At 54.0% G+C, this 20,091-nt stretch carries 14 protein-coding genes; 5 read left to right on the forward strand and 9 right to left on the reverse strand.

The annotated features are described in order from the left end of the window. Window positions 1–210 precede the first annotated feature (210 nt). Window positions 211–1,812, reverse strand: coding sequence for an RNA repair transcriptional activator RtcR (gene rtcR, locus M8T91_RS01565; RefSeq protein WP_301416165.1), 1,602 nt, complete (start codon window positions 1,810–1,812; stop codon window positions 211–213). Window positions 1,813–2,034: 222 nt separating this feature from the next. Here rtcR and M8T91_RS01570 point away from each other — a divergent pair, with 222 nt between their 5' ends. From M8T91_RS01570 to M8T91_RS01590, 5 genes are all read left to right on the forward strand, one after another. Continuing rightward, complete coding sequence (locus tag M8T91_RS01570) at window positions 2,035–3,270, forward strand: RtcB family protein (protein WP_301416167.1); 1,236 nt, start codon at window positions 2,035–2,037, stop codon at window positions 3,268–3,270. A gap of 302 nt (window positions 3,271–3,572) precedes the next feature. Further along, window positions 3,573–4,643: an RNA 3'-terminal phosphate cyclase gene (rtcA, locus tag M8T91_RS01575; RefSeq protein ID WP_301416169.1), complete on the forward strand. Its 1,071-nt coding sequence runs from the start codon at window positions 3,573–3,575 to the stop codon at window positions 4,641–4,643. Between the two features lie 636 nt (window positions 4,644–5,279). Next, the gene (locus M8T91_RS01580) at window positions 5,280–6,548 is read left to right on the forward strand and encodes an RNA ligase RtcB family protein (protein ID WP_301416171.1); all 1,269 of its coding nucleotides are present in this window, start codon (window positions 5,280–5,282) and stop codon (window positions 6,546–6,548) included. Window position 6,549: 1 nt separating this feature from the next. After that, window positions 6,550–7,239, forward strand: coding sequence for a peptide chain release factor H (gene prfH / locus M8T91_RS01585; RefSeq protein WP_301416173.1), 690 nt, complete (start codon window positions 6,550–6,552; stop codon window positions 7,237–7,239). Between the two features lie 201 nt (window positions 7,240–7,440). Then, window positions 7,441–8,397, forward strand: coding sequence for a hypothetical protein (locus M8T91_RS01590; protein ID WP_301416175.1), 957 nt, complete (start codon window positions 7,441–7,443; stop codon window positions 8,395–8,397). A 177-nt stretch (window positions 8,398–8,574) separates the two neighbouring features. Here the strand turns inward: M8T91_RS01590 and M8T91_RS01595 are convergent, their stop codons facing one another. The 8 genes from M8T91_RS01595 to M8T91_RS01630 all read right to left on the reverse strand — a co-directional run bounded on the left by M8T91_RS01595 (window position 8,575) and on the right by M8T91_RS01630 (window position 20,013). Continuing rightward, window positions 8,575–9,465 carry a U32 family peptidase gene (locus M8T91_RS01595; RefSeq protein WP_301416177.1) on the reverse strand — a complete coding sequence of 297 codons (891 nt, stop codon included), beginning with the start codon at window positions 9,463–9,465 and terminating at the stop codon, window positions 8,575–8,577. Between the two features lie 10 nt (window positions 9,466–9,475). After that, complete coding sequence (gene ubiU / locus M8T91_RS01600; protein WP_301416178.1) at window positions 9,476–10,471, reverse strand: ubiquinone anaerobic biosynthesis protein UbiU; 996 nt, start codon at window positions 10,469–10,471, stop codon at window positions 9,476–9,478. A gap of 12 nt (window positions 10,472–10,483) precedes the next feature. Next, window positions 10,484–10,966: a ubiquinone anaerobic biosynthesis accessory factor UbiT gene (ubiT, locus tag M8T91_RS01605; RefSeq protein WP_301416180.1), complete on the reverse strand. Its 483-nt coding sequence runs from the start codon at window positions 10,964–10,966 to the stop codon at window positions 10,484–10,486. A gap of 217 nt (window positions 10,967–11,183) precedes the next feature. After that, window positions 11,184–11,570, reverse strand: coding sequence for a putative zinc-binding protein (locus tag M8T91_RS01610; protein WP_301416182.1), 387 nt, complete (start codon window positions 11,568–11,570; stop codon window positions 11,184–11,186). 954 nt (window positions 11,571–12,524) lie between these two features. Beyond that, window positions 12,525–14,957: a PKD domain-containing protein gene (locus M8T91_RS01615; RefSeq protein ID WP_301416184.1), complete on the reverse strand. Its 2,433-nt coding sequence runs from the start codon at window positions 14,955–14,957 to the stop codon at window positions 12,525–12,527. Window positions 14,958–14,990: 33 nt separating this feature from the next. After that, window positions 14,991–17,687 carry a TonB-dependent receptor gene (locus tag M8T91_RS01620; RefSeq protein ID WP_301416186.1) on the reverse strand — a complete coding sequence of 899 codons (2,697 nt, stop codon included), beginning with the start codon at window positions 17,685–17,687 and terminating at the stop codon, window positions 14,991–14,993. 598 nt (window positions 17,688–18,285) lie between these two features. Then, on the reverse strand, window positions 18,286–19,263 hold the full coding sequence (locus M8T91_RS01625) for a FecR domain-containing protein (protein ID WP_301416188.1): 978 nt from the start codon (window positions 19,261–19,263) through the stop codon (window positions 18,286–18,288). Between the two features lie 162 nt (window positions 19,264–19,425). Then, complete coding sequence (locus M8T91_RS01630) at window positions 19,426–20,013, reverse strand: sigma-70 family RNA polymerase sigma factor (protein WP_301416190.1); 588 nt, start codon at window positions 20,011–20,013, stop codon at window positions 19,426–19,428. Window positions 20,014–20,091: the final 78 nt, after the last annotated feature.

The raw sequence follows: 20,091 nt of genomic DNA on the forward strand, positions 1-20,091 counted from the left end.
AGTTGCATAGGTCACAGTGCGTGCGCACTGACATTTACTGGATAGGCTTAGGGGAATTGTAAAAAAGCTTTGCTTGAGGGCTGGGTGGGGCTTTGAAGCCTTGCATGATCCCACTGGTGAATTCGTGACGAATAACCACGCAAGGTAACAGAACGATCGGCGTGAACTTTTCGCAGCGGCGAATCGCGCAAATGATTATACCCAGTGATTCTACAGAGTGGCTTTGATATCCTCAAACCGTACCCCGTGTTTCTCCAGCAATTGCTTCACCCGGTGGGAGTCGTTGCTGGATTTCTTGCGCTCACGGCTGATATTGAACAGCTTTCTGCCAGCCTCTGCCATCGAGTGGCAACTTCGGCAGACCTCGATGAGGTTGGCGAGGTTCAGTTGTTCGTAGTAATCCATTTGTTTGGTGCTGTCGTGCCCCAGTAACCGCTCAATCAGGGCGCTGGGGTTCAGCTCTGTACCGGGTGCAGATTGCCATTTCTGTCTCAGCCGGCATATCTCCTCTTCGACCACGGCCACTGTAATACGACCGCCATCTGCAAGGGTGCCCATACGGGTTATGCTGGCGTTGAGGTCGCGGAAGTTGGCTGTCCAGAGGGCATCCGGCGAGCGGCAGAAGGCAAGGTATTGTTCGCGCGCGGCTTTGTTGAATTTTACCAGGTAGCCGGACTTGCCGGAAAAGGTCTCCAGTTCAAAATCGATATTGGGTTCCAGGTCCTCTATCCGCTCCTTCAGAGAGGGGAGTTGGTAGGTCCACAGATCAATCCGGGCCAGCAGGTCTTCCCGGAACAGCCCTGCCCGGGATTGCTGGCTCAGGTCCCTGTTGGTGCCGGCGATCAGCTGGAAGTCACTGCGGACTTCCCTGTCCGATCCAAAGGGCATAAAGCGCTTATCCTCAATCGCCCGCAGTAGCATCGCCTGCTCATCCAGGCCCAGTTCACCGACCTCATCCAGAAACAGTAGGCCATTGTTGGCTTCCATCAAGAGACCTGGCCGGTTGGCTGCCGCACCAGTGAATGCGCCTTTCTTATGCCCGAAGAGCGCAGACATGGCATTTTCACCCCGCAAGGTTGCACAGTTAACCGCTACCAGGCGGCCATCGAGTTTGCCACGCTGTTTTCTGAGTGCATAAACCCGTTGGGCCAGTTGGGATTTGCCAGCGCCTGTGGGGCCGGTGAGCAGGATAGGCGCACTGGAGCGGATCGAAACCTGTTCCAGCTGTGCAATCATCTTGTTGAAGGCGGCGTTATTGGTCTCAATGCCGCCTTTCAGGTAAATGGTGCCCTCTTGGTGCTCTTTTTGGAAGCGCGAGGCGATCTGGTCGTACTTGGATAAATCGAGATCGATGATCTGGTATTCACCGGGCTGATTGCTGTTCCGTCTGGCCGGAGCGGTTTGCAGCAGCTGGCCCGGCAGGTAACCCGCCTCAGTGAGCAGGTAAAGGCATATCTGGGCAACGTGTGTGCCCGTGGTGATATGCGTGAGGTATTTTTCCCTGTCGGGCTTAAAGTCATAGCCGCGGGCAAAGTCAAGCAGGTTGCTGTAGACCGTTTCGAAGTCCCAGGGATCGTTGAAATTAACCCGATGGTGCATCACCTGGGTCTCGGGTGAGACCCGTGCAATATCCTCGGTGACTTGATTGGCGAGGCTTTGTGAGTGGTTATCAAATAGCAGCTCGAGACGTTCGATAAGTAAATCGTCGTGCTGGCACATTGAAATAGTGGGGCGCCACTTATCCCAGCGCTTTTCGCCCTTGCCGCGCCGATCCATGGTGGTGCCGAGAATACTGATGGCCACTGTTTTCATGCTATCAAATATAATAAATATCTATCATAAAAGATAGATATTGATTGTTTCCAAGTTGAGCTACAGGCTTCCAGAATGATTATTTTTGTAAAAATTTCATTTAAAAACAATAACATAAAAACTTTTTACGAGGCCCTGCACAGGTTGGCACTCTCTTCGCAATAGCTATAGTAATAGCACGAAAACCGTGCACTAAGAACACAGAATGAAGAGAGCAGAGCAGTGACACAGCAATCTTATGAAGTGATGCAGGAAGGCGGTGTGCCAATCAAATCCTGGACGGTCGGTGTGCCTTTTGAGGATGAGGCGAAGGAGCAGTTGAAGAATATTTCGCGGATGCCCTTTATTCATCAATGGGTGGCTGCAATGCCCGATGTGCACCTGGGCAAAGGGGCGACCATTGGCAGTGTTGTGCCAACGCTGGGGGCGGTAATTCCTGCGGCCGTCGGTGTGGATATTGGCTGTGGAATGATGGCGGTGCGAACCAGCCTGAAGGCCGGAATGTTGCCGGAAAACCTGGCGGGTGTGCGCAGCGCTATAGAGCGGGCTGTGCCGCATGGCCGTACCGGTGGGCGGCGGGGTAAGGGCCGGGGCCGGGATAAAGGAGCCTGGGCGAATTTACCCGATGATGTGATGGCCGCCTGGGTTCCCCTGGCAGCCCGGTTTGATGTGTTGAAAGAGAAGCATGGTGTATTGAAGAACACCAACAACATCAATCACCTGGGAACTCTGGGAACCGGTAACCATTTTATCGAGATGTGTCTGGATGAGCACGATAGCGTGTGGCTGATGCTGCACAGCGGCTCCCGTGGGGTGGGTAATCGCATTGGGACCTATTTTATTGAAATGGCAAAGAAAGACATGGCGCGTTGGCATATCCATCTCCCCGACCTGGATTTGGCCTACCTGTCGGAGGGCACTGATCATTTTGATGAGTATGTCGAAGCGGTCGAATGGGCTCAGAACTTTGCGCGTATTAATCGTGAGGTGATGATGGCCCGGGTTATCACAGCGGTGAAGGATACATTGGGACTGGCATTTGAGGCGCGTATGGAAGCGGTGAACTGTCATCATAACTATATCTCCCGCGAGCATCACTACGGACAAAATGTGCTGGTGACTCGAAAGGGCGCCGTGCGTGCCCGTGCTGGGGAAATGGGCATAATTCCGGGCAGTATGGGTGCGCGTTCATTCATTGTGCGAGGCCTGGGGAATGCAGAGAGTTTTTGTAGCTGTAGCCATGGAGCGGGGCGAGTGATGTCACGTACCAGGGCGAAAAAGTTGGTTTCTCTGGAAGCCCATCGTCAGGCAACTGCAGGGGTGGAATGCCGAAAGGATGCCGGTGTGATTGATGAGACTCCGTCAGCCTACAAGCCGATTGAGAAGGTGATGGAAGCCCAAAAGGATCTTGTTGAGATTGTATACACCCTAAAGCAGGTTGTGTGTGTGAAAGGGTAAAAGGAGGTTTGGATTGCCAGGGGATGGCGAGGGCTAAAAAGTGTTACAAAAGTTATAGGGCGTGCTGATGAGCAGGGAGTGTCACCACTTAAAATGATTGGCATACAGGTGGCCAGGTAAAACTGGTGACAACCTAATCAGCGCTGGGCGTAGGGTTGAGGATGCAGGCTCGATGCTTTAAAGCGGGTGTCAGCTGGCGCGCGTTTCCAAGCCTTTCGCTGGCCGGAAGTCATGCTCCGGTTGTTGTTATCCGCGGGTTCGAATCCCGTCACGTCCATCAAAAAATAGGCAGGGAACGGGTTGTGATTGTAATTGATGGCTCCCAGGGTGAAGGGGGCGGACAAATTTTCAGGACTGCGCTGAGCCTGGCAATGTGCCTGGGAAAACCGGTCCGTATAGAAAATATCCGCTCAGGAAGAAGCCGGTCCGGGTTACTGCGGCAGCATCTGGCCTGCCTGCGTGCGGCAAAAGAGATTAGCGGGGCAAAAGTGGCTGGTGATGCGCTCGGCTCATCGGTGGTGACTTTTGAGCCCGGCGCAGTGAAGTCGGGAGCATATCGCTTTGCGGTCGGTTCCGCTGGCAGCACTACCCTGGTCTTTCAAACGGTGCTGATGCCATTGCTGCTGACAGATGGGGTAAGTACATTGTATTTACAAGGTGGTACCCATAATGCTTGGGCACCAAGCTATGATTTTATAGAGAAGTGTTTTTTGCCGGTATTAGCGCGGATGGGTTGCAGTGTAGCGGTTGATCTCAAGAAATACGGGTTTTATCCGGCTGGTGGCGGTGACTGGCGCGTGAGGATAGTGCCAACAAAAAAAATCCAAGCGTTGACTCTCATGCAGCGTGGTGAAGTGAAGCGTAAAGAAGCGGTGGCACTATCGGCCCGTATCCCAACGCATGTGATCGAAAGGGAGCTCAACCGGGTTAAGAAAAAGTGCTACTGGGAGAATTCCTCACTACATCAAAAACTCGTGAGCTCAGACGGACCGGGAAATATGCTTTCACTGCGGGTAAATACAGGAGACGTTACAGAAGTGTTTGAATCCGTGGGGGAGCGAAACATCCGGGCTGAACGCGTGGCAGAGCGTGCAATCAGTGCCTTGAAGCGATATATGAAAGCGGGAGTGCCTGTGGGAGAGCATTTGGCCGATCAGCTTTTGTTGCCGATGGCGCTAGGTAATGGTGGTTGCTTCAGGACCTTGAAGCCGAGTCAGCACCTGTTGACGAATATTCAAGTGATTAAGGCAATAAGCGGCATAAAGATAGAGCTCAGTGAGCATTCAGAGGATGACTGGGAAATTGTTGTCAATCAGGGAGGGCTGGGAACAATGACCGATTGCCGGAGAGAAATACTGAGCGAACACCCTTAGCCTGTGTGTTTTTTCTAAAATGGGTTGGCATTGTTGATATGGGTTGGTTCAGGCGGGTTGTGAAAAAATGCCGATTTTCAACAACCCACCTGAACAGCCACAAATAAGCCCTTGCAATGGCACTTGAAACTGACTATAGTCATTGTACTTGTTATCAACATACGCTTTTTATTTCAAGCGTTAATTCTATCCTGTCTTCAAGCGAAGAAATCAAGTAATGGGGGGCTCAGCATGTTTAAAAAAATCACTATCTACGCACTGTTGGGCTTCGCTGCCAGAACCTTCTTCGGATAAATCTGTTTCTTTCCCTCTTCGGGATAAGTGCTTCAACATTTATCTGTTGTAGGCCGATAGCCTCATCAATTAGCCACTGATATCGATAGTTGCCTGAAACTCTCTGTGCAACTGCGATGCTGTGCCTGAGCGCAGTTTATCGGTCCCGGCTTTGAAGTTACCAACAGGCATCCTGGCTATCCTGCGCCTGCTCATCATGTGTCTAAAAGAGCAATCGCCTCTGCCAGGGGCAGTTATTGTCCGTAAGCACTTTACGCTTTTTGCAGGTTTGAAACTACAGGTTTTCAGGCCGGGGACACTGCTGCTTTGAAAAAGTTAATAGTTCTTCAAAATTGAGAAAAAATGCATACTTTTAAAGAAAACTCAGCTAGTGGCAGTGCCGTGGTGAAAACACTGCAAGCATCGTCACAGGCTGTAATACGCCTGGTAATTTCTGATAAAAACTGGCTGGAGACTTCTGCAGTGGATCAGCTGAAGAAAACAGCCGAATTGCCCGGTATGCGTTGTGTGGTGGGGATGCCCGACTTGCATCCGGGCAAGGGTCAACCAATAGGCGCTGCGTTTATTACCCATGGTCACATATACCCGCACCTGGTGGGTAGCGATATTGGTTGTGGTATGGGCTTGTGGAAGCTGAATGTGAGCAAAAGACAGGTCAAGCTGGATAAATGGGAAAAGCGCCTTGTGGATCTGGATGATCCCTGGAAGGAAGGAGATAGGGACAAATGGTTGATGGATGCCGGTGTTGTAACCAAAGATAACGCGTTGAAAAGCGAAAATCTGAAACTGGGAACAATCGGCGGTGGTAACCACTTTGCGGAAATTCAGCAGGTGAATGAAATATTCGACCCTGTGGTTCTATCTGGATTGGGTTTGGATAAACACGCTGTGGTGTTTTTGGCCCACTCAGGATCTCGTGGCCTTGGGCAGAAAATACTGCGCCGCTATGTTGATGTCCATGGTGGACAGAGCCTGATAAGTAAGGCAGATGTTAATGGGGCTCACTCAAATGGGCAGAGGGTCATCTCTCAATATCTTCAGCAGCAGGATTATGCCATTCGCTGGGCAGTGGCCAACCGGGACCTGATTGCAGAGAGGTTTTGCCAGCGTTTAAGGGTAAAGAAAAGTGCTTTACTGGATGTTTCGCACAACAGTGTAACGGCATTGGATCGGGCCTCTCTGGAGGCATTGGGGTTAAAGCACACGGATACCGAGCGCTATTGGATTCATCGTAAAGGTGCCAGTCCAACGGATCAGGGTCTGGTGATGATTCCGGGGTCGAGGGGCAGTCTGAGCTATCTGGTGAGGCCCAGGATTTCGGACATACAGAGTTTGGCGGCAGGTGGTTTTTCTCTTGCACACGGCGCGGGACGAAAATGGAAGCGCAGTGAATGCAGGGGTCGGCTTCAAGGTCGCTACAGGGTTAGGGATCTGGAGGTGACCGAGATGGGTAGTCGGGTGATCTGCCAACAAAGAGACCTGCTCTATCAGGAAGCGCCTCAAGCCTACAAGAACATCAGTACAGTTATAGATGATTTGATACAGGCGGGCATGATGGATGTGATTGCAAGCTTTAAGCCGATTATCACCTATAAAACGCGGAGAAAGTAACGTGGTTAAAGAAAACAGGCACCATGAAGCCGTCTGTCTTCAAATCAGTGTCGGCCAGGGCCCAAAGGAATGCGGTTGGGTTGTGGCTCAGTTAATGAAGCGGGTAGTACGAGAGGCGGGAAAGCGATCTATCTCCGCGGAGATCATAGAAAGCCTGGCTTTTGACAAGGCAATGCGCCAACAAAATCTGATCGAGGTGGATGCCTATCTTTCCAGCTTGATTCGTCTGGAAGGGATTGGTGCTAAAAACTTTGCGCGCTCCTGGAGCGGACCGATCCTGTGGCAAGGGAAAAGCCGCTATCGGCCAAAACACAAGCGCAGCAACTGGTTTGTCGGCATTGAGCCGGTCTTCGTGGATGATACAAAGGAGATGAATATGCATCAATTGGCATGTGAAATCACTGTAGAGACCATGCGCGCAGGTGGTCCTGGAGGGCAGCATGTTAACAAGACCAGCAGTGCTGTACGTATTACCCATCGGCCAACTGGGATACAGGTTCGCGCTGAATCTGAGCGGTCCCAGCACCGGAATCGTCAGCAGGCGTTGGAGCGTCTGCAGTTGAAATTGTTTGCTGGAGAAGCGATTGACAGGCACGCACAGACTCGAGACAGATGGTTGAAACATTACCAGCTAGTGCGTGGAAATCCTGTGCGTGTATTTCACGGGGCGGATTTCAAAGAAAAGCGTTAGCGGCAGACCACAGGCTGCAAGTGCAGAGAGTTTCATTCATAACGCTAGTAGCTGCAAGGAGAATCAAAATGTGCATTTTCAAAGTACTTTTAAAGAATGGGAATACGTCAGGGGTGGGATGCCGCTCAACGCCACCGGCACTTTCGGAGTTGATCGCCGGAGCCTTGGGCTGTGCAAAGTATCAGAATTGGATGACAAACAATGAAAAACGAACAAGTAAAAGAGGTTTTGGCGTGCTTAGGCGATGAACGTCGGGTATTTCGGTATTTTAAGGATCGTTACTGCTTCGATCTGATCGAATTTGAAATGAATCGTCTGCGTTGTAAAAGCATGAAAGTGTCTGACCTGAAGACGGGAGTATTGAGCCAGCAGCTGCAGAAACCTGTAGTGGCACAGGCACTGAAGCACTGTGCGAATGGCGTGGTCTCCCGGCAGGATTTACAATCTCTGTGGTCAAAGGATCTGTTGCCCTTCTCTCTCAGTTTAACCAGTTGGGGTGATGGAGATCGGGGCTGGGATCAGACTTCTAGAAATCAATGCAACCTGGTGCTGCAGTTGAACTTTGATGGCAAGCACAACGCGCTGTATCGTAAACTGGTCAAACCCGATGCACACTGCGGCCCCTTCGAGTGCTGGGGACACCCCGTACAACGAGTCCGTCGCAAAACCATGTCATGGGTGCGTATGGATATTGGGTTTGATACCAATGAGGTGTTGATCGAGGAAATCCAGAATGACTGGCTGCGCAATGCCTCAGTGACATTGGCCAGGGTAAAGATGCGTAGAGTCAAGAAGCCCTCTGCCAAACCGGGAGAGCTGTTTGCGAATATTCTCGGTAATTTCGAGGACCTCGAACAGTATGTTGAGCAGACGCTGGCGCCTTATAGAAAGTTGTGGGCCGAGGCATCCATGTTGGCAGCCCTTCGGTTTATTCGTGATGAACTGGGTATCTCAACTGTTTACTACCACTGCTTTGAAACCGGAAAGCGGCTAAAAGCCGTATGCGGGTCCCCGCCGCGCTCCATGTACACGCAATTGCCCAGGAAATTTGGTTTTGAAAAGACGCAGAAACCACCAGCGCTGTTGGCTGGCGATAAATTTGCCAGACGCTGCATAAAGGCGATCAGGCGCCCTCATTGGTATCGGCTGGCTATTTAAGGCCAGGTGAAATCCCTGTTACGGACTGGCATAGGATGCAATCCTTACTGTTGAATACCGTTATCCTGAACACATGGATTGAATTAAGTCGCCACCCGGGGGATTTTGAGCGGATAGGTTTCACCAACGACCTGTCGCGCAAGCTCCCCCGCTTTGTGGGCACCCGGCATCTCTGCCTCAGGCCGGTGTGCCGGTGCCACTGCGGGCGATCAGTTCGAGACCGGGGTGATCGCACCAGTAACCATCGACGCCGGGGGGCAGTAGTTGCGGGTGCAGATCGCCGTGTCTGGCGCGGTCGAAAGCCTCAATCACCTGCTCCATCTGTTGCCATTGCGGTGACAGCCGCAGGATATCAATGCCCCGTTCACACAGCTGCGGGAAGTGGTGCAGCAGATTGAGCGGCTTTCCGGACAGCGTCTGTATACCGTTGATCACAAACAGCGCCTCGCCCTCCTGGGATTCCAGTGGCAGGCCGTGCGGGTATTCCATACAGCGGTAGGCACAGTTATCCTTGTCGAGGCCGAGGTGGCGGGCAGTAAAGCAGCGCGCAGAATAGGCCAGTGGCATATGGCCGTAGGCAAACAGCTCGACTTCGGGTTTCTTTTCGCAGGCGTTGAGCACCGCTGCCAGTTGTCGCGAACTCATTTCCACCGGCACCGTCCAGCGCACCATGCCGAGTGACATTAGATACGCCAGTGTGTGCTGATTGTAGATATTGACAGTCGGGCCGCAGGCAAACGGCAGGCGTGCCTCCGACAACAGCTGTACCGCCGACATATCATTGGCCTCAACCAACAGTTTGCTGTTACTGCAGATTTTTCGCACCCAACTGAGGTCGGCATTGGATTCCAGTAATGTCAGTGTCGACAGGACTATTTGCTTGTCGGAAACCTCTGCCAGCATCTGTGCCAGCTCCAGCCAGTCCGGTGCCCGCAACGCGTGTCTCTTGCCGCACACCACTTCTCCCAGGTAAATACTATCCAGCGGCGTGGACAGCATGGTTTCATAAAAGTGATTGATGTCGGTGCGTTGCCAATAGTATTGCACTGGTCCCAGAGCGAGCCGCATTGTGTATTCTCTATTGCCAGGGGCGGTCATAAGCGCCCAGTGTTGTTTGCTTGCCTTCGGAATTTTTCGCCAGCGTCTTGCGCCAGCGGTCCTTTATCGAAAAATCCGCACCAGGCTCTAGCACTGCATCGATTGCCTCTCGCCAGGTACGCACCACCTGTGCCACATAAGCGGGGCTGCGCTGTCTGCCTTCAAGCTTAATGGCCTGGATACCGGCCGCTTTAAGCTCTGGTAGTAGTGCCATGCTGTTCAGGCTTGTCGGTTCTTCGAGCGCGTGCTGGCGTTTGCCATCCACAATAAAACGACCCTTGCACAGGGTGGGATAGCCGGCGTTTTCATGTTCCGCAAAGTGGTCGATCAACACGCCGTTCAATCGCGTCTCCAATCCACTCGCGGTGTTTCGCCACTCCACCGCCCTGGCCGGGGAACAGACGCCGTTCTGGTTGGGCGACTCGCCGGTAACATAGGAGCTCAGGTGACAACGCCCCTCGGCCATGATGCAGAGGCTGCCGAAGCCGAAGACTTCCAGCTCCACACGACTTGCAGCTGCCAGTTGCTGTACCTGCTTGAGGGACAACACTCTCGGTAATACCGCACGACGGACACCGAATTGCTGTCGATAAAACTCCAGTGCCGGTCCACTGGTGGCAGAGGCCTGCACAGACAGGTGCAGGGCCAGATTGGGGTGCTTCTCGCGCGCATAACTGATCAGGCCGATATCCGCCAAAATGACCGCGTCGGCACTGAGAGCGGCTGCGCGATCAACGGCGCCCTGCCAGCGCGCGAAGCTGTCCGGTTTTGCATAGGTATTGATGGCCACAAACAGTTTTTTGCCGCGAGCGCGTATATGCTCCAGGGCGCGCAGCGCACTTTTGTCGTTGAAGTTGAGGCCACCAAAATTGCGCGCATTGGTTGCATCGCTAAAGCCGATATAAACCGCGTCTGCTCCATGATCGAGTGCGGCTTCCAGGGCCGGAAGGCTTCCGGCGGGACATACCAGTTCCACAGTGATTCCTTGCTAATTCGCAACAATCGCTGCCAGTTCGGCAGCAGTCATTTCCAGCCAGCGCTGGGCCCATTGCGGTATACGCCTTCGATCAAGCGCATCCAGACGGTTTTTCACCGTGAGCCCGATTTCGGTCTGTCCGCCGAGGCATAACCTGCGCTGAAAAAACAGCGTGTCCGGGTCCTCTCTGCCACTGGCAATGGCGAGAAAGTCGCAGATACTGGCAGAGATGGTCGAGTCGGCCGGTACACCCGTGGGTGCGCGCACAAAATAGGCATCGCGCTTGGAGATACGAAGGCATACGCCGAAGTCCGTCACCGAGACCTCCAGGACTTTGCTGTCGAGGAAATCAAACAGTCCGTCCTGCAGCTCTTCCGACAGCCGCTGATTGAGCAGCTTGATAAAGACAACTTCGCCCGGCCAGTTGGGCAACAGTGGCAGTAGGTTGCAGCTGAACCGGTAGCCTATGCGGGCAATCGATCTTCTGACAAGCAATAGTCCCCCTCCCTATCCGCAATAATGGTGACAGCCCGGCTCCGGCCTCGGTGAAGCGTGTGGCGTGGTCCGGGAAGCGTTCCTGGCACCTGTAACCCTGATCCGCCTTGCCATTTTCACTGGCGGCAGGGTTTTGTACAGGCGTGCTCTCTGCAGTCGCTTCTGCCCTAAGGCAAGGCGCTACTAATACCTGTAAATATCTGGCAATGCAGATGACTCACTGCCCCTTAAGTGCGGCCAGCCGCGGGGTGACCACCGTCTGGTAGATACGCTCTACCTCTTCCGCTGCCGGATATGCATGCATTTTTTTTCGAACCCCCTCCCGGGACAGATCCACATGCACCTCCGGTTCAATCCCATGGCGCCGGAGGCAGTTGGCCGCACAGTGCAGCGGGCAGCCGTCCAGGACTATTTTCCGGCGAGCGGACTTGGCAATTTTTACCAGCGCTTCCACATCGCCGCCCACACCGGCAACACAGGACATTTCTGCCTGTTTGTTGTGATCGAGCCGCACGGCCAGTGCGTTCGCTAACTGTGCGGCACTGGAACAACCGGAGCACGCATAAACCAGCGGCAGGGCCCGGTAACCCGTTCTGTTATTCACTGACGATTGTCCTCTTTTTTTGCTGCGGCCGACGGAGTAACCCCTTCAACAGTCTTTTGGGGAAGTCTGATCCATAGCGATTCCCGAGCGGTGAGCAACCTGCAGGTGTGATAGCGGATCGAGGCTCTGCTGCGGACATCGGTTTTCCTCTCGTGGCGATCGTCTCTCGAGGTGCTGCATTGGGTGTGGGAAACCGCTGACGCAGTGACCGGGGGCCATCGAAAAATCGTGAAAGCGGGGAATATAAAAGGGACTGCCGGGGGGAACACCTGACCAGAGTGGGTAGATCGGAAGTCGCTACCCCCGAATAGGTAGAAAATAGCCGTGGCAGAGACGGCTTGGTGACACCCAAACCGAATACTAACGGGGGCTCTGGGGTACCCGCAGAAAAGCGCACAGATTTTGTGTGAAAATCACAATCTTTGTGGGTACTACCAAATACATGAATGTGTGCGTAAGAAAACTTCAGCATCCGGACAGCCCAATAAGCAGTGGGCGGGCGATGCCGAACCAATTCATCCAGCCCATTGTCTGCCGCAATGCACTGACCCGAACAGGGAGGTTCGGGCTATAACTCCAGCAGTGAAATGCTGGAGTTATTAGCAAAGGATTGCCCATATGCACTGCAAACCCGGCGCAGTGCACAGGCTTCTCCCTGCAGGGTTGGAGATTCGAGGGGTCCTCAGTACCCTTATACGCCCGCTATCGGCACAGCGCGCGTTTTGCTACGGAATACCCTGGGCCTGGAGTGAGGGAAAAGACTCCGTTGGCCCCTGTGCTAGGTCGGGCAGGATAACAGGGGAAAAGGCTGCTGCCAGTGGCCCAGGCCTTGGATAACTACAGTGATTGCAGGCAGGAGTTATTGGCAGCAGGGGGAACGATCAATCCCAATCGCCACTTTATCCCGAGGCGGTGTCCATCCCTGGACAGGGCACTGCGCAATGCACTGCAGACTCAGTCGAGTTCGCCGGCTTCGCACTGTCTCCAGTCACCAAAGGTACCGTCATCTGCACCTACCCAGTTTTCATAAAGAAAACTGAGCTCGGGTAGCTCCTTAATATTGAAGGAAAAATGAAATCCCTCCGCTTTGTCATCGGTGCGGATACAGGGCACTGCGGGTAACCAGGTGCGGAAAGTGAGAGACGCCCCTTTCTTGATCACCTGGCCTTCTGCAAGCCCTTCAAACCAGGGCGTCAGGCTGGTCAAGCCACCGTTGATATGGCGTATTTGAACATTCTCGATGGTGTAATCCGCATCCACAGCAGTCATAGACCACTGGATAGATTGCTCCTCAGTGGCAGAGAGGTCCCAACGGAGTCCGGAGGGGGTGGCATAGGGCGGAATATTTTCATATGGCATCGGCCGCCACAAACTCCCTCTGCTGGAAATACTCCGCAGACGTACGCCCCTGGCCTGGCTCAGTGGTTCCACCTGTACCACAAAATCATATTCCGGTGCATCGTCAATAAGATCCGTGGCGTAGTAACGGAAGGTATAGGTACCTGGTTTGGTAAATACGAGACCGTAAGCATCCTCACAATCCTCTGAATTCGGGTCACTTGTAAATTCTCCACCATCCGGTGCACTGACCAGTTCCTCATGGGTGAACACCTCATCGCCATCGGGGTCAACCACCACAGGGCGGTGCAACAGCGACATACACGGCAGTATTTGAAAATAGTCCTCTCCCGGTGACAGTCTTCCCCAGTTGCGCGCCCAGACTACAGAGCGGATTTCCGGTACGGCATTGGAAACCTTGGCAAGCCCGTCATCCTGGGAGTAGGTCCTTGCATACAGGCCCCGGTTATCACTCACGATCAGGCGGGCGGTATAGGAGCCCGGCAGGTCAGTGACCACTTTGGCACGGCGGTACTCCTGGCTTTCCGGCTCAATGACAGCCTCGATCACGGCCTTACTGCCATCCGGCCTGTCGACCAGTTCCCAGTGAAAATCCATGGGGTCGTCGTTGGGGTCGCTGCTGGAAGCATCGAATATTAGGGCGTCACCCACCAGTACCGATTTGGATTGTGCCTCGACACCCCGGGTATGGGGGTGGCCATTGACATTGCCCACTTTGGCCTGCAGGGTGGCTTCAGTGGTTATTGCATTAACGCCATCGGAAATGGTCATTTGTACGCGGTAGGTACCCGCCACATCCAGGACCTGGATTTTTTTGCCCATGGGTTTCCAGGAGCCAATATCCTGCAATTCTGCCGTACTGCCGCTTGGCTTTTCCACCAGCACCGCCTCGATAATTTGCAGCGCCTCCCCTTCGGGATCGTAGCCGACAAAGTTAAACTCGGCACGTTCCCCTACCTCTTGCTCACCGATACTGTAAGAGGGGAAATACCCGGTTGCTTCCAACGCCCCGATGGGGGCCTTGTTGTCCTCCGCTTCCGGGTCCCTTTCAACCACAACCGTCACCTCCCGCTGTGCACTTTTTCTGGCGCCGTCAAAAACGAACAGGTTCAGGTTATAGGTGCCGGCGGCAATCGGGGTAAATGTCAGGGTGGAGCTGGTTGTGCCTGTGAGATCAGGCAGCGGCACACCATCCGGATCAACCGGGCTGGATGTCCATCTCCAGCGGTATTGCAAGGGTTTGCCCTCTGGATCGTAACTTTCACCGGCATTCAGCACTACCTGTTCACCCAGAATAACGCTGGCATCTTCGGCAATTGCAACCGGGGGGGCATCGCCAGAGGACACGGTAACAAGGACCTCAGCCGGTGCACTTGTGATTCCGTTAAAGGTCACAACCAGCTGCAGTTTATATTCGCCTTTGACATCCAGGTGCAGGGTCGCCCTGCTCCGGTCGCTGTTAGAGAGATAAGCGGCACTTTCGGCGGGTTTCTCTATCAGAACCCAGAGGTATGCCAGGTCTCCGCTCTCCCCGGTGGGCGGTGTACTGAAGCTGCCATCCAGGCCGAGGCTGTCTGTGCCCAAAGCGACACTGTGCCCCGGCTCGGTGATCGCCACCGGAAAAGGACTGGTGGCGGTGAGCGTTAAACGGGAAGCAACACTGGACGCAGTGCCGTCATCCACGATCAGGCTGACAACATAGTCGCCCGGTAAATCGGCAGTGAATCCTGTGTGTGCATCATCGGCACTGCTCAGCGTGGCCTCGCTCAGTGCCGGGCGTTCAATCAGCTCCCAGCGATAGCGCAGGGTTGCATTGCGCGGGCTGCTGCTGTCGGTGCCGTTTAAGTTAACTGTCACGTCGCCATCCTTTAGGGAAAACGTATTGTCGACAGGCGCCAGCAGGCTAATGCTGGCGGTGGGTTTTTCCGGTGCGCTATCTGCGTCACTGCCGCCACCCGAACCACCACTACAGGCAGCGAGCAGGAAGGACAGATACAGTGAGACCAGTAAGCCCATTGAGCTTTTCATCGGTGTGACTCCCTCGTTGAATATCGCAATCAATTAGTATTGATAGGTAAAGCTGAGTTTGGCGGTGCGTCCTGGAGCGGGTACCAGCCCAAGGCTCAGGGCATCCAGGTAATATTGATCGGTGATATTGTCGACCGTGAAATCCATCGACAAATTGTCGTTGAGTGCCAGGCTGGTGTAGATATCCACCAGGTTGTAGCTGTGCCACAGTACCGGCTTGTTGAATCCGGTGGGGGCGTTGTAGCGGGGAATGGAATTGCGCTCACCCATAAAGGTGCCTCGCAGTCCCATTTTCAATCGTTTTTGCAGCAGGCGTACCCCCAAATGCGCACTGGCATGCCAGTTGGGTGGTATCATGTTATTGATGTAACTTTGCGGTATGCCCCAATCGGTACAGTAATATCGAACATAGCTGCCCACATTGCAGACTTCTATATGCTCGTAGCGGGTACCGCTTATTTCAGCAATCCAGTATCGGGTTTCATAGCCAAGATTCAGCTCCCAACCCTCAAGATCCAGGCTATCGATATTGCGCAAGCGGAAGAAATCCAGACCATCCTGTTCCTGTTCCCAGGCGTTGGGCTGGGTGCGGGTAAGATAGTCATCCACGTGATTATCAAAATAGGCAAGCTTGAAACGCAGCTGATGTGCGCTGTGGAATACATCCTTATTCAGGTAATTCATGCCCAACTCGTTATTGGTGGCGTGCTCCGGGTTTAGGGGAATATCCAGTGCGGGGCTCACCGACCAGCCGGAGGTATTTTCGAACAGGCTGGGCATACGCAGGGCTTGCGCATGGCGGGCATAAAATTGCAAACCCTGAACGGGTTCCCAGGTCAGGGCTATGACAGGCGCGTTACCGGAATGCTGGTTGCTGTAGTGCACCGGCAGGCACCCACCCTGCCCATCTGCGGTACAGGCCGGATCATTGCGGTCCAAAGGCAGTGGATTATTGTCTTTTGAATGAAAGCGGGTATGGCGAATGCCCGCTGCCAGGGTCCATTGAAGCCAGGGGCGCCATTCCACTGCGGTAAATGCACTGAATTCCCTGCGCCAGCCGCTACGGGAACCCAGGTAGAATCCCTCAGTGGCCGGGGTATCGGTATCCACCTCCTCCCACTGTCCTGAAACGCCATACTCCAGTTTCAGTTCACCCAATGGATAAAAGCGCATACTGTTGGCGATATCCACGCCCCAGCGCTGGTAGTCGTCGGTACGGGCAGTATTGTTCTCCAGGTCGATAGAACCCACACCCGGAGTGTTTAGATTGGTTGTGGCATCGGTGTGCCAAGCATTGGCCCGCAGGTCGGCCCAGTCATAGGCTACGGGCTGCCAGCGGTAGCGCGCGGTATAGGTGTGGTTGACCACTGCACTATCGAGCCACTGTCTCGCCTGCCCGAATGCAATGATCTGGGAGGGCATCATTTCCCCGTAGGTGCTGTCGTAGCGGATATAGCCCAGTTCGAGGCTCTGGTCACCGGGCAGTGCCAACTCGCTTTTTAGCAACCAGGAATCACTGGAGTAGTGGGTATTGGGGATCTGCTCCCCGGCGCGAAAGGGGGAAGCCCCCTCAAGCGTAACCGGTGTTTCTGTATACCAGGCCAGTTTTTCCGGTTTGCCGATGAGGACCTCCGGCGCCGGTCCCTCAGTACCGGCATAGTAATTTCCCTGCTCGCGCCGGGCGTGGGCCAGGACCAAGTCGCCCCAGTCAAAGCGCCGGGCTCCGGCAATACTGGCTGCATAGCCTTCAAAATCCAGCAGGTTCGGCCTGTCCATGCCATGTTCGGGGGCAAAACGGTCGGGCATCAAATAGTTGTCGGTACAGTAGATGGAAAAGCGGCAATCGGAGCGATAGGCGTTGCGCGGCAGATAATAGCCGGCATAGGTGCCGGCTTCCGGTGCTGCGGAGTTATTGCCGATACCACTGACACGCAGGCGCAGCCCAGACAGCGCTGACGGTTTCACAATATCCTCGGCGCGCAGGGTGTTTACAATGACAACACCGCCCGTGGCCCCGGTGCCCTCCGCTGTTATCACAGGGCCCTTGTCGATGCGCAGTGTGCTAATCAGGTCCGGATCAATATAGCTGCGGCTGGAAATACCGGCATAACCGCGATAAATCGTTGTCTCCTGGCGACTGCCATCAATCAACACCGGTACCCGACCCTGTCCCTGCATACCGCGAATATTAATATCGAGACCACCGGAGTTGCGGTTTTCACTAATCAGGACACCCGGCGTACTCTGGAAAATATCTCCGACACTGGTACCGCGAAAACGCTCGATATCCCCTTGGTTGATAATATTGACCGAGCCGGCTTCGCGGTAGGCCTGGTCTTTACTCTTGTCACTGTGGCTCTGCACCTGAATGCTGTCCAGCACCATCAGGTCTTGTTGCGCAATGTTTTCCAACAGCCAGGCGCCGCTGCCCACAGGTACGGCGCGCAGAGGGGTGCCGCGCAACAAGGTGCGCAGGGCCTCCTCGGCGCTGTAGCTGCCAAACAGTGCCGGTACTGAAATGCCCTCTACCAGGCGCTCATCAAAAGACAGGGTAATGCCCGCCTGGCGGGAGTACAGGTTGAGTACGTCACCTAAGTGGCCGGCGGGCAGGTCGAATGCAATCAATGGTGCAGGACTGCGTTCTGCCTGGGCCACGCCGGTTACAGGAAATAAAACCAAGAACAAGACAAACAGGGCCGGTAGAAAATATTTCTCGGTACTGGGCTGCATGGGACAAGCTTTCTCTTTTCAAGTATTTACCTGTAGATCGAATAAAATGAAAAAAACCGTAATCACAATAAGAATTACTATATTTTTTTGCTCGATAATGACGAAGACTCTGGAAGCCAGCTGTTCGCATTGGGCTGTAAGTCGCCCATGGATAAAAATGCAGTGAGCCAAGTCACACACTGGAGCCTTGCTCAACCACACAATTGGGGCGATTAAACAGGGAGTTTCATCGGCCTGGCTGGATTCAGATTGTATTAAATGACTCATTACAAAGAGCACTGTCACAACGCAGCACGGGTTGTTCAACATTCGACCCGGGGCCGGTGTGAATTTTATAAATAGGGGTAATTCGGTCCTGATCAAAGAGATTGCAGAAAGGGACGATCAAAAACACCGAACATAGCCATGGGATTTTTTGAGCCGACGGGTCGAAGCCAAATTGCCCCTGTGCTGTAGGATGGGGAAACGGTACCGGCAGTCAAACCGGTGAGTGCTCGTTTTCACTTAGATAACTTATTGAGAGTTACCAGGCACAAGTGGGTTACGGCATTTTTTAAATAATTTGTCAGTGGGTAAGAAAGATAAATGCCTAACCCGGTTATTGTATTGTTGCCCACCAGGGGGTCAAATAACGCACCTCGCCGCCGACAGAGCGCGCCAGGGTTTTGAGGGTCAAGTCCAGTTGCTGCAACTGGAATACCCCGGATATCCGCTGGGTTTCAAGCCTGGGATCACAGCGTAAAAACCCCCGAAAATAGCGTGACAGCTCCTGCAGAAATTCCCCCAGAGGCATGCTGCGAACAGAGAGCACACCATCCACCCAGCCACTGTAATCAAACATGCGACTGTCCAGCACTTGCACATCTGTGTGAGTAATTCGAAAGGCCTCCCCCGCGTTGGCTTGCATGGGTGAGGCCCCATGGCGCGGCCGCATTTCCACTTGGCCTTGCACCACTTGCAGCAACGCATAGTGGCCGCCATCTCGGACAAAAAAGCGCGAATCGCGGGCAGTGAACAGACTGTCGGCCACGGAAACGTGCAGGGGGCGCGGATCGGGCGCGCCGGCCAGGTGTATCTCCCCGCTGCTCAGCCGTATCCGGCGCCTTGCCCCACTGAAATCCAGTTCAATGGCGCTGCCAGAATTCAGCCAGAGTTGGCTATTGTCCTGTAATGTGTAGTGCCGCGGCTGCCCCTGGGCAGAGTAATCTGCCTTGAGGTGATGAAAGACACCCCGGTGGTGTCCGATCCAGCCGGCGGCAAGCATACCCAGGGTGGTGCCACCGACCGCTTTTAGCATCCGGCGGCGACGGATCTTGCGCATGTCCTTATCGGTTTTTATCAAAGTGGCAGAGGCGAGCCCGGGTGCTTCACGGTTGAGCTTGTGAAATGCCGATTCCATTGCCTCAAGGCGCTGCCAGATACGTTCGTGTTCGGGGTTTGCGGCACGCCATGCCCGCCACGCGATCTGTTCCGATTCCTGGACTTCCCCGGAGGCCAGTCGGATACGCCATCGAATCGCTTCGCCCACAATCGCGTCGGGGAACGGGGCAGATTCAGATTCCGTTACGGATGTCATGTCAGCGCAATACCATTATCAAAAAATCACTGTTCACCGGGACAGCATTCGCGCTTGATCAGCGCTGGAATGGTGTCCCTGAAATGGCCCTTTTAGCGTTGCTGTCCTTCCGGGGTTGGTATCTGGCGGCAGGGGGTTGCAACTCCCTGTTCTATGACCGGATCAATAGCGGTCCCCATAGGTGGCGGCATAGCATTTGAGCATTGCTTTGGCGATGTATTTTTCCACCGATGACAGGCTCAGTCCCTGACTTTCCGCGACCTGTCTATAGGTCATACCATCCAGCCGCGCCATTAAAAATACCGTTTTTTCAAGTGGTCGCAGGCCGCTTAACAACTGGTCAATGTGCTCCAGCAGGCCGAGCAGCTCCCATTTGTCTTCCGGTGACGGGTATGTCGCTTCGGGCAGGTTCTCCAGCACAGCGAGATAGTTTCTTTCCAGCACCTGGCGGCGAATCTGGTCAATCAGCAGGTTGCCGGCCACCTTGGTCAACCAGGCTCTCGGGCTGCGAATGGCCCCGGGCAGCCTGGGGCGATCCAGCAGCCGTACAAAAGTGTCCTGGGCCAGGTCCTGGGCATTATTCCCACCGGGGTTGCGGCGGGCTATCCAATGCACAAGCCACTCGTGATGCGACTGGTACAGTTCATTAAATCCCTTGGAGTGGGTTTTGATGGCCAATGCGGGGACCTCACGCTGGATACTGCTGCAGTTGTAAAATATTTTGCAACTATAAATGATTAACATTCTCATTTAAAGAAAAGCTTTGTATACTCCCCTGTCTCCATCGAGATGGGTTAAGTGCAGTTTGGTCCGTCACCAGTTACAAAC

Source organism: Microbulbifer sp. MI-G, from assembly GCF_030440425.1.
Classification (GTDB): domain Bacteria; phylum Pseudomonadota; class Gammaproteobacteria; order Pseudomonadales; family Cellvibrionaceae; genus Microbulbifer; species Microbulbifer spongiae.

Excerpts from the sequence above, each read along its gene's own strand:
- rtcR (WP_301416165.1), bottom strand. The coding sequence starts at position 1,812 with ATGAAAACAGTGGCCATCAGTATTCTCGGCACCACCATGGATCGGCGC.
- M8T91_RS01580 (WP_301416171.1), top strand. The coding sequence starts at position 5,280 with ATGCATACTTTTAAAGAAAACTCAGCTAGTGGCAGTGCCGTGGTGAAA.
- M8T91_RS01590 (WP_301416175.1), top strand. The coding sequence starts at position 7,441 with ATGAAAAACGAACAAGTAAAAGAGGTTTTGGCGTGCTTAGGCGATGAA.
- M8T91_RS01595 (WP_301416177.1), bottom strand. The coding sequence starts at position 9,465 with ATGCGGCTCGCTCTGGGACCAGTGCAATACTATTGGCAACGCACCGAC.
- M8T91_RS01615 (WP_301416184.1), bottom strand. The coding sequence starts at position 14,957 with ATGAAAAGCTCAATGGGCTTACTGGTCTCACTGTATCTGTCCTTCCTG.
- M8T91_RS01620 (WP_301416186.1), bottom strand. The coding sequence starts at position 17,687 with ATGCAGCCCAGTACCGAGAAATATTTTCTACCGGCCCTGTTTGTCTTG.
- M8T91_RS01625 (WP_301416188.1), bottom strand. The coding sequence starts at position 19,263 with ATGACATCCGTAACGGAATCTGAATCTGCCCCGTTCCCCGACGCGATT.
- M8T91_RS01630 (WP_301416190.1), bottom strand. The coding sequence starts at position 20,013 with ATGAGAATGTTAATCATTTATAGTTGCAAAATATTTTACAACTGCAGC.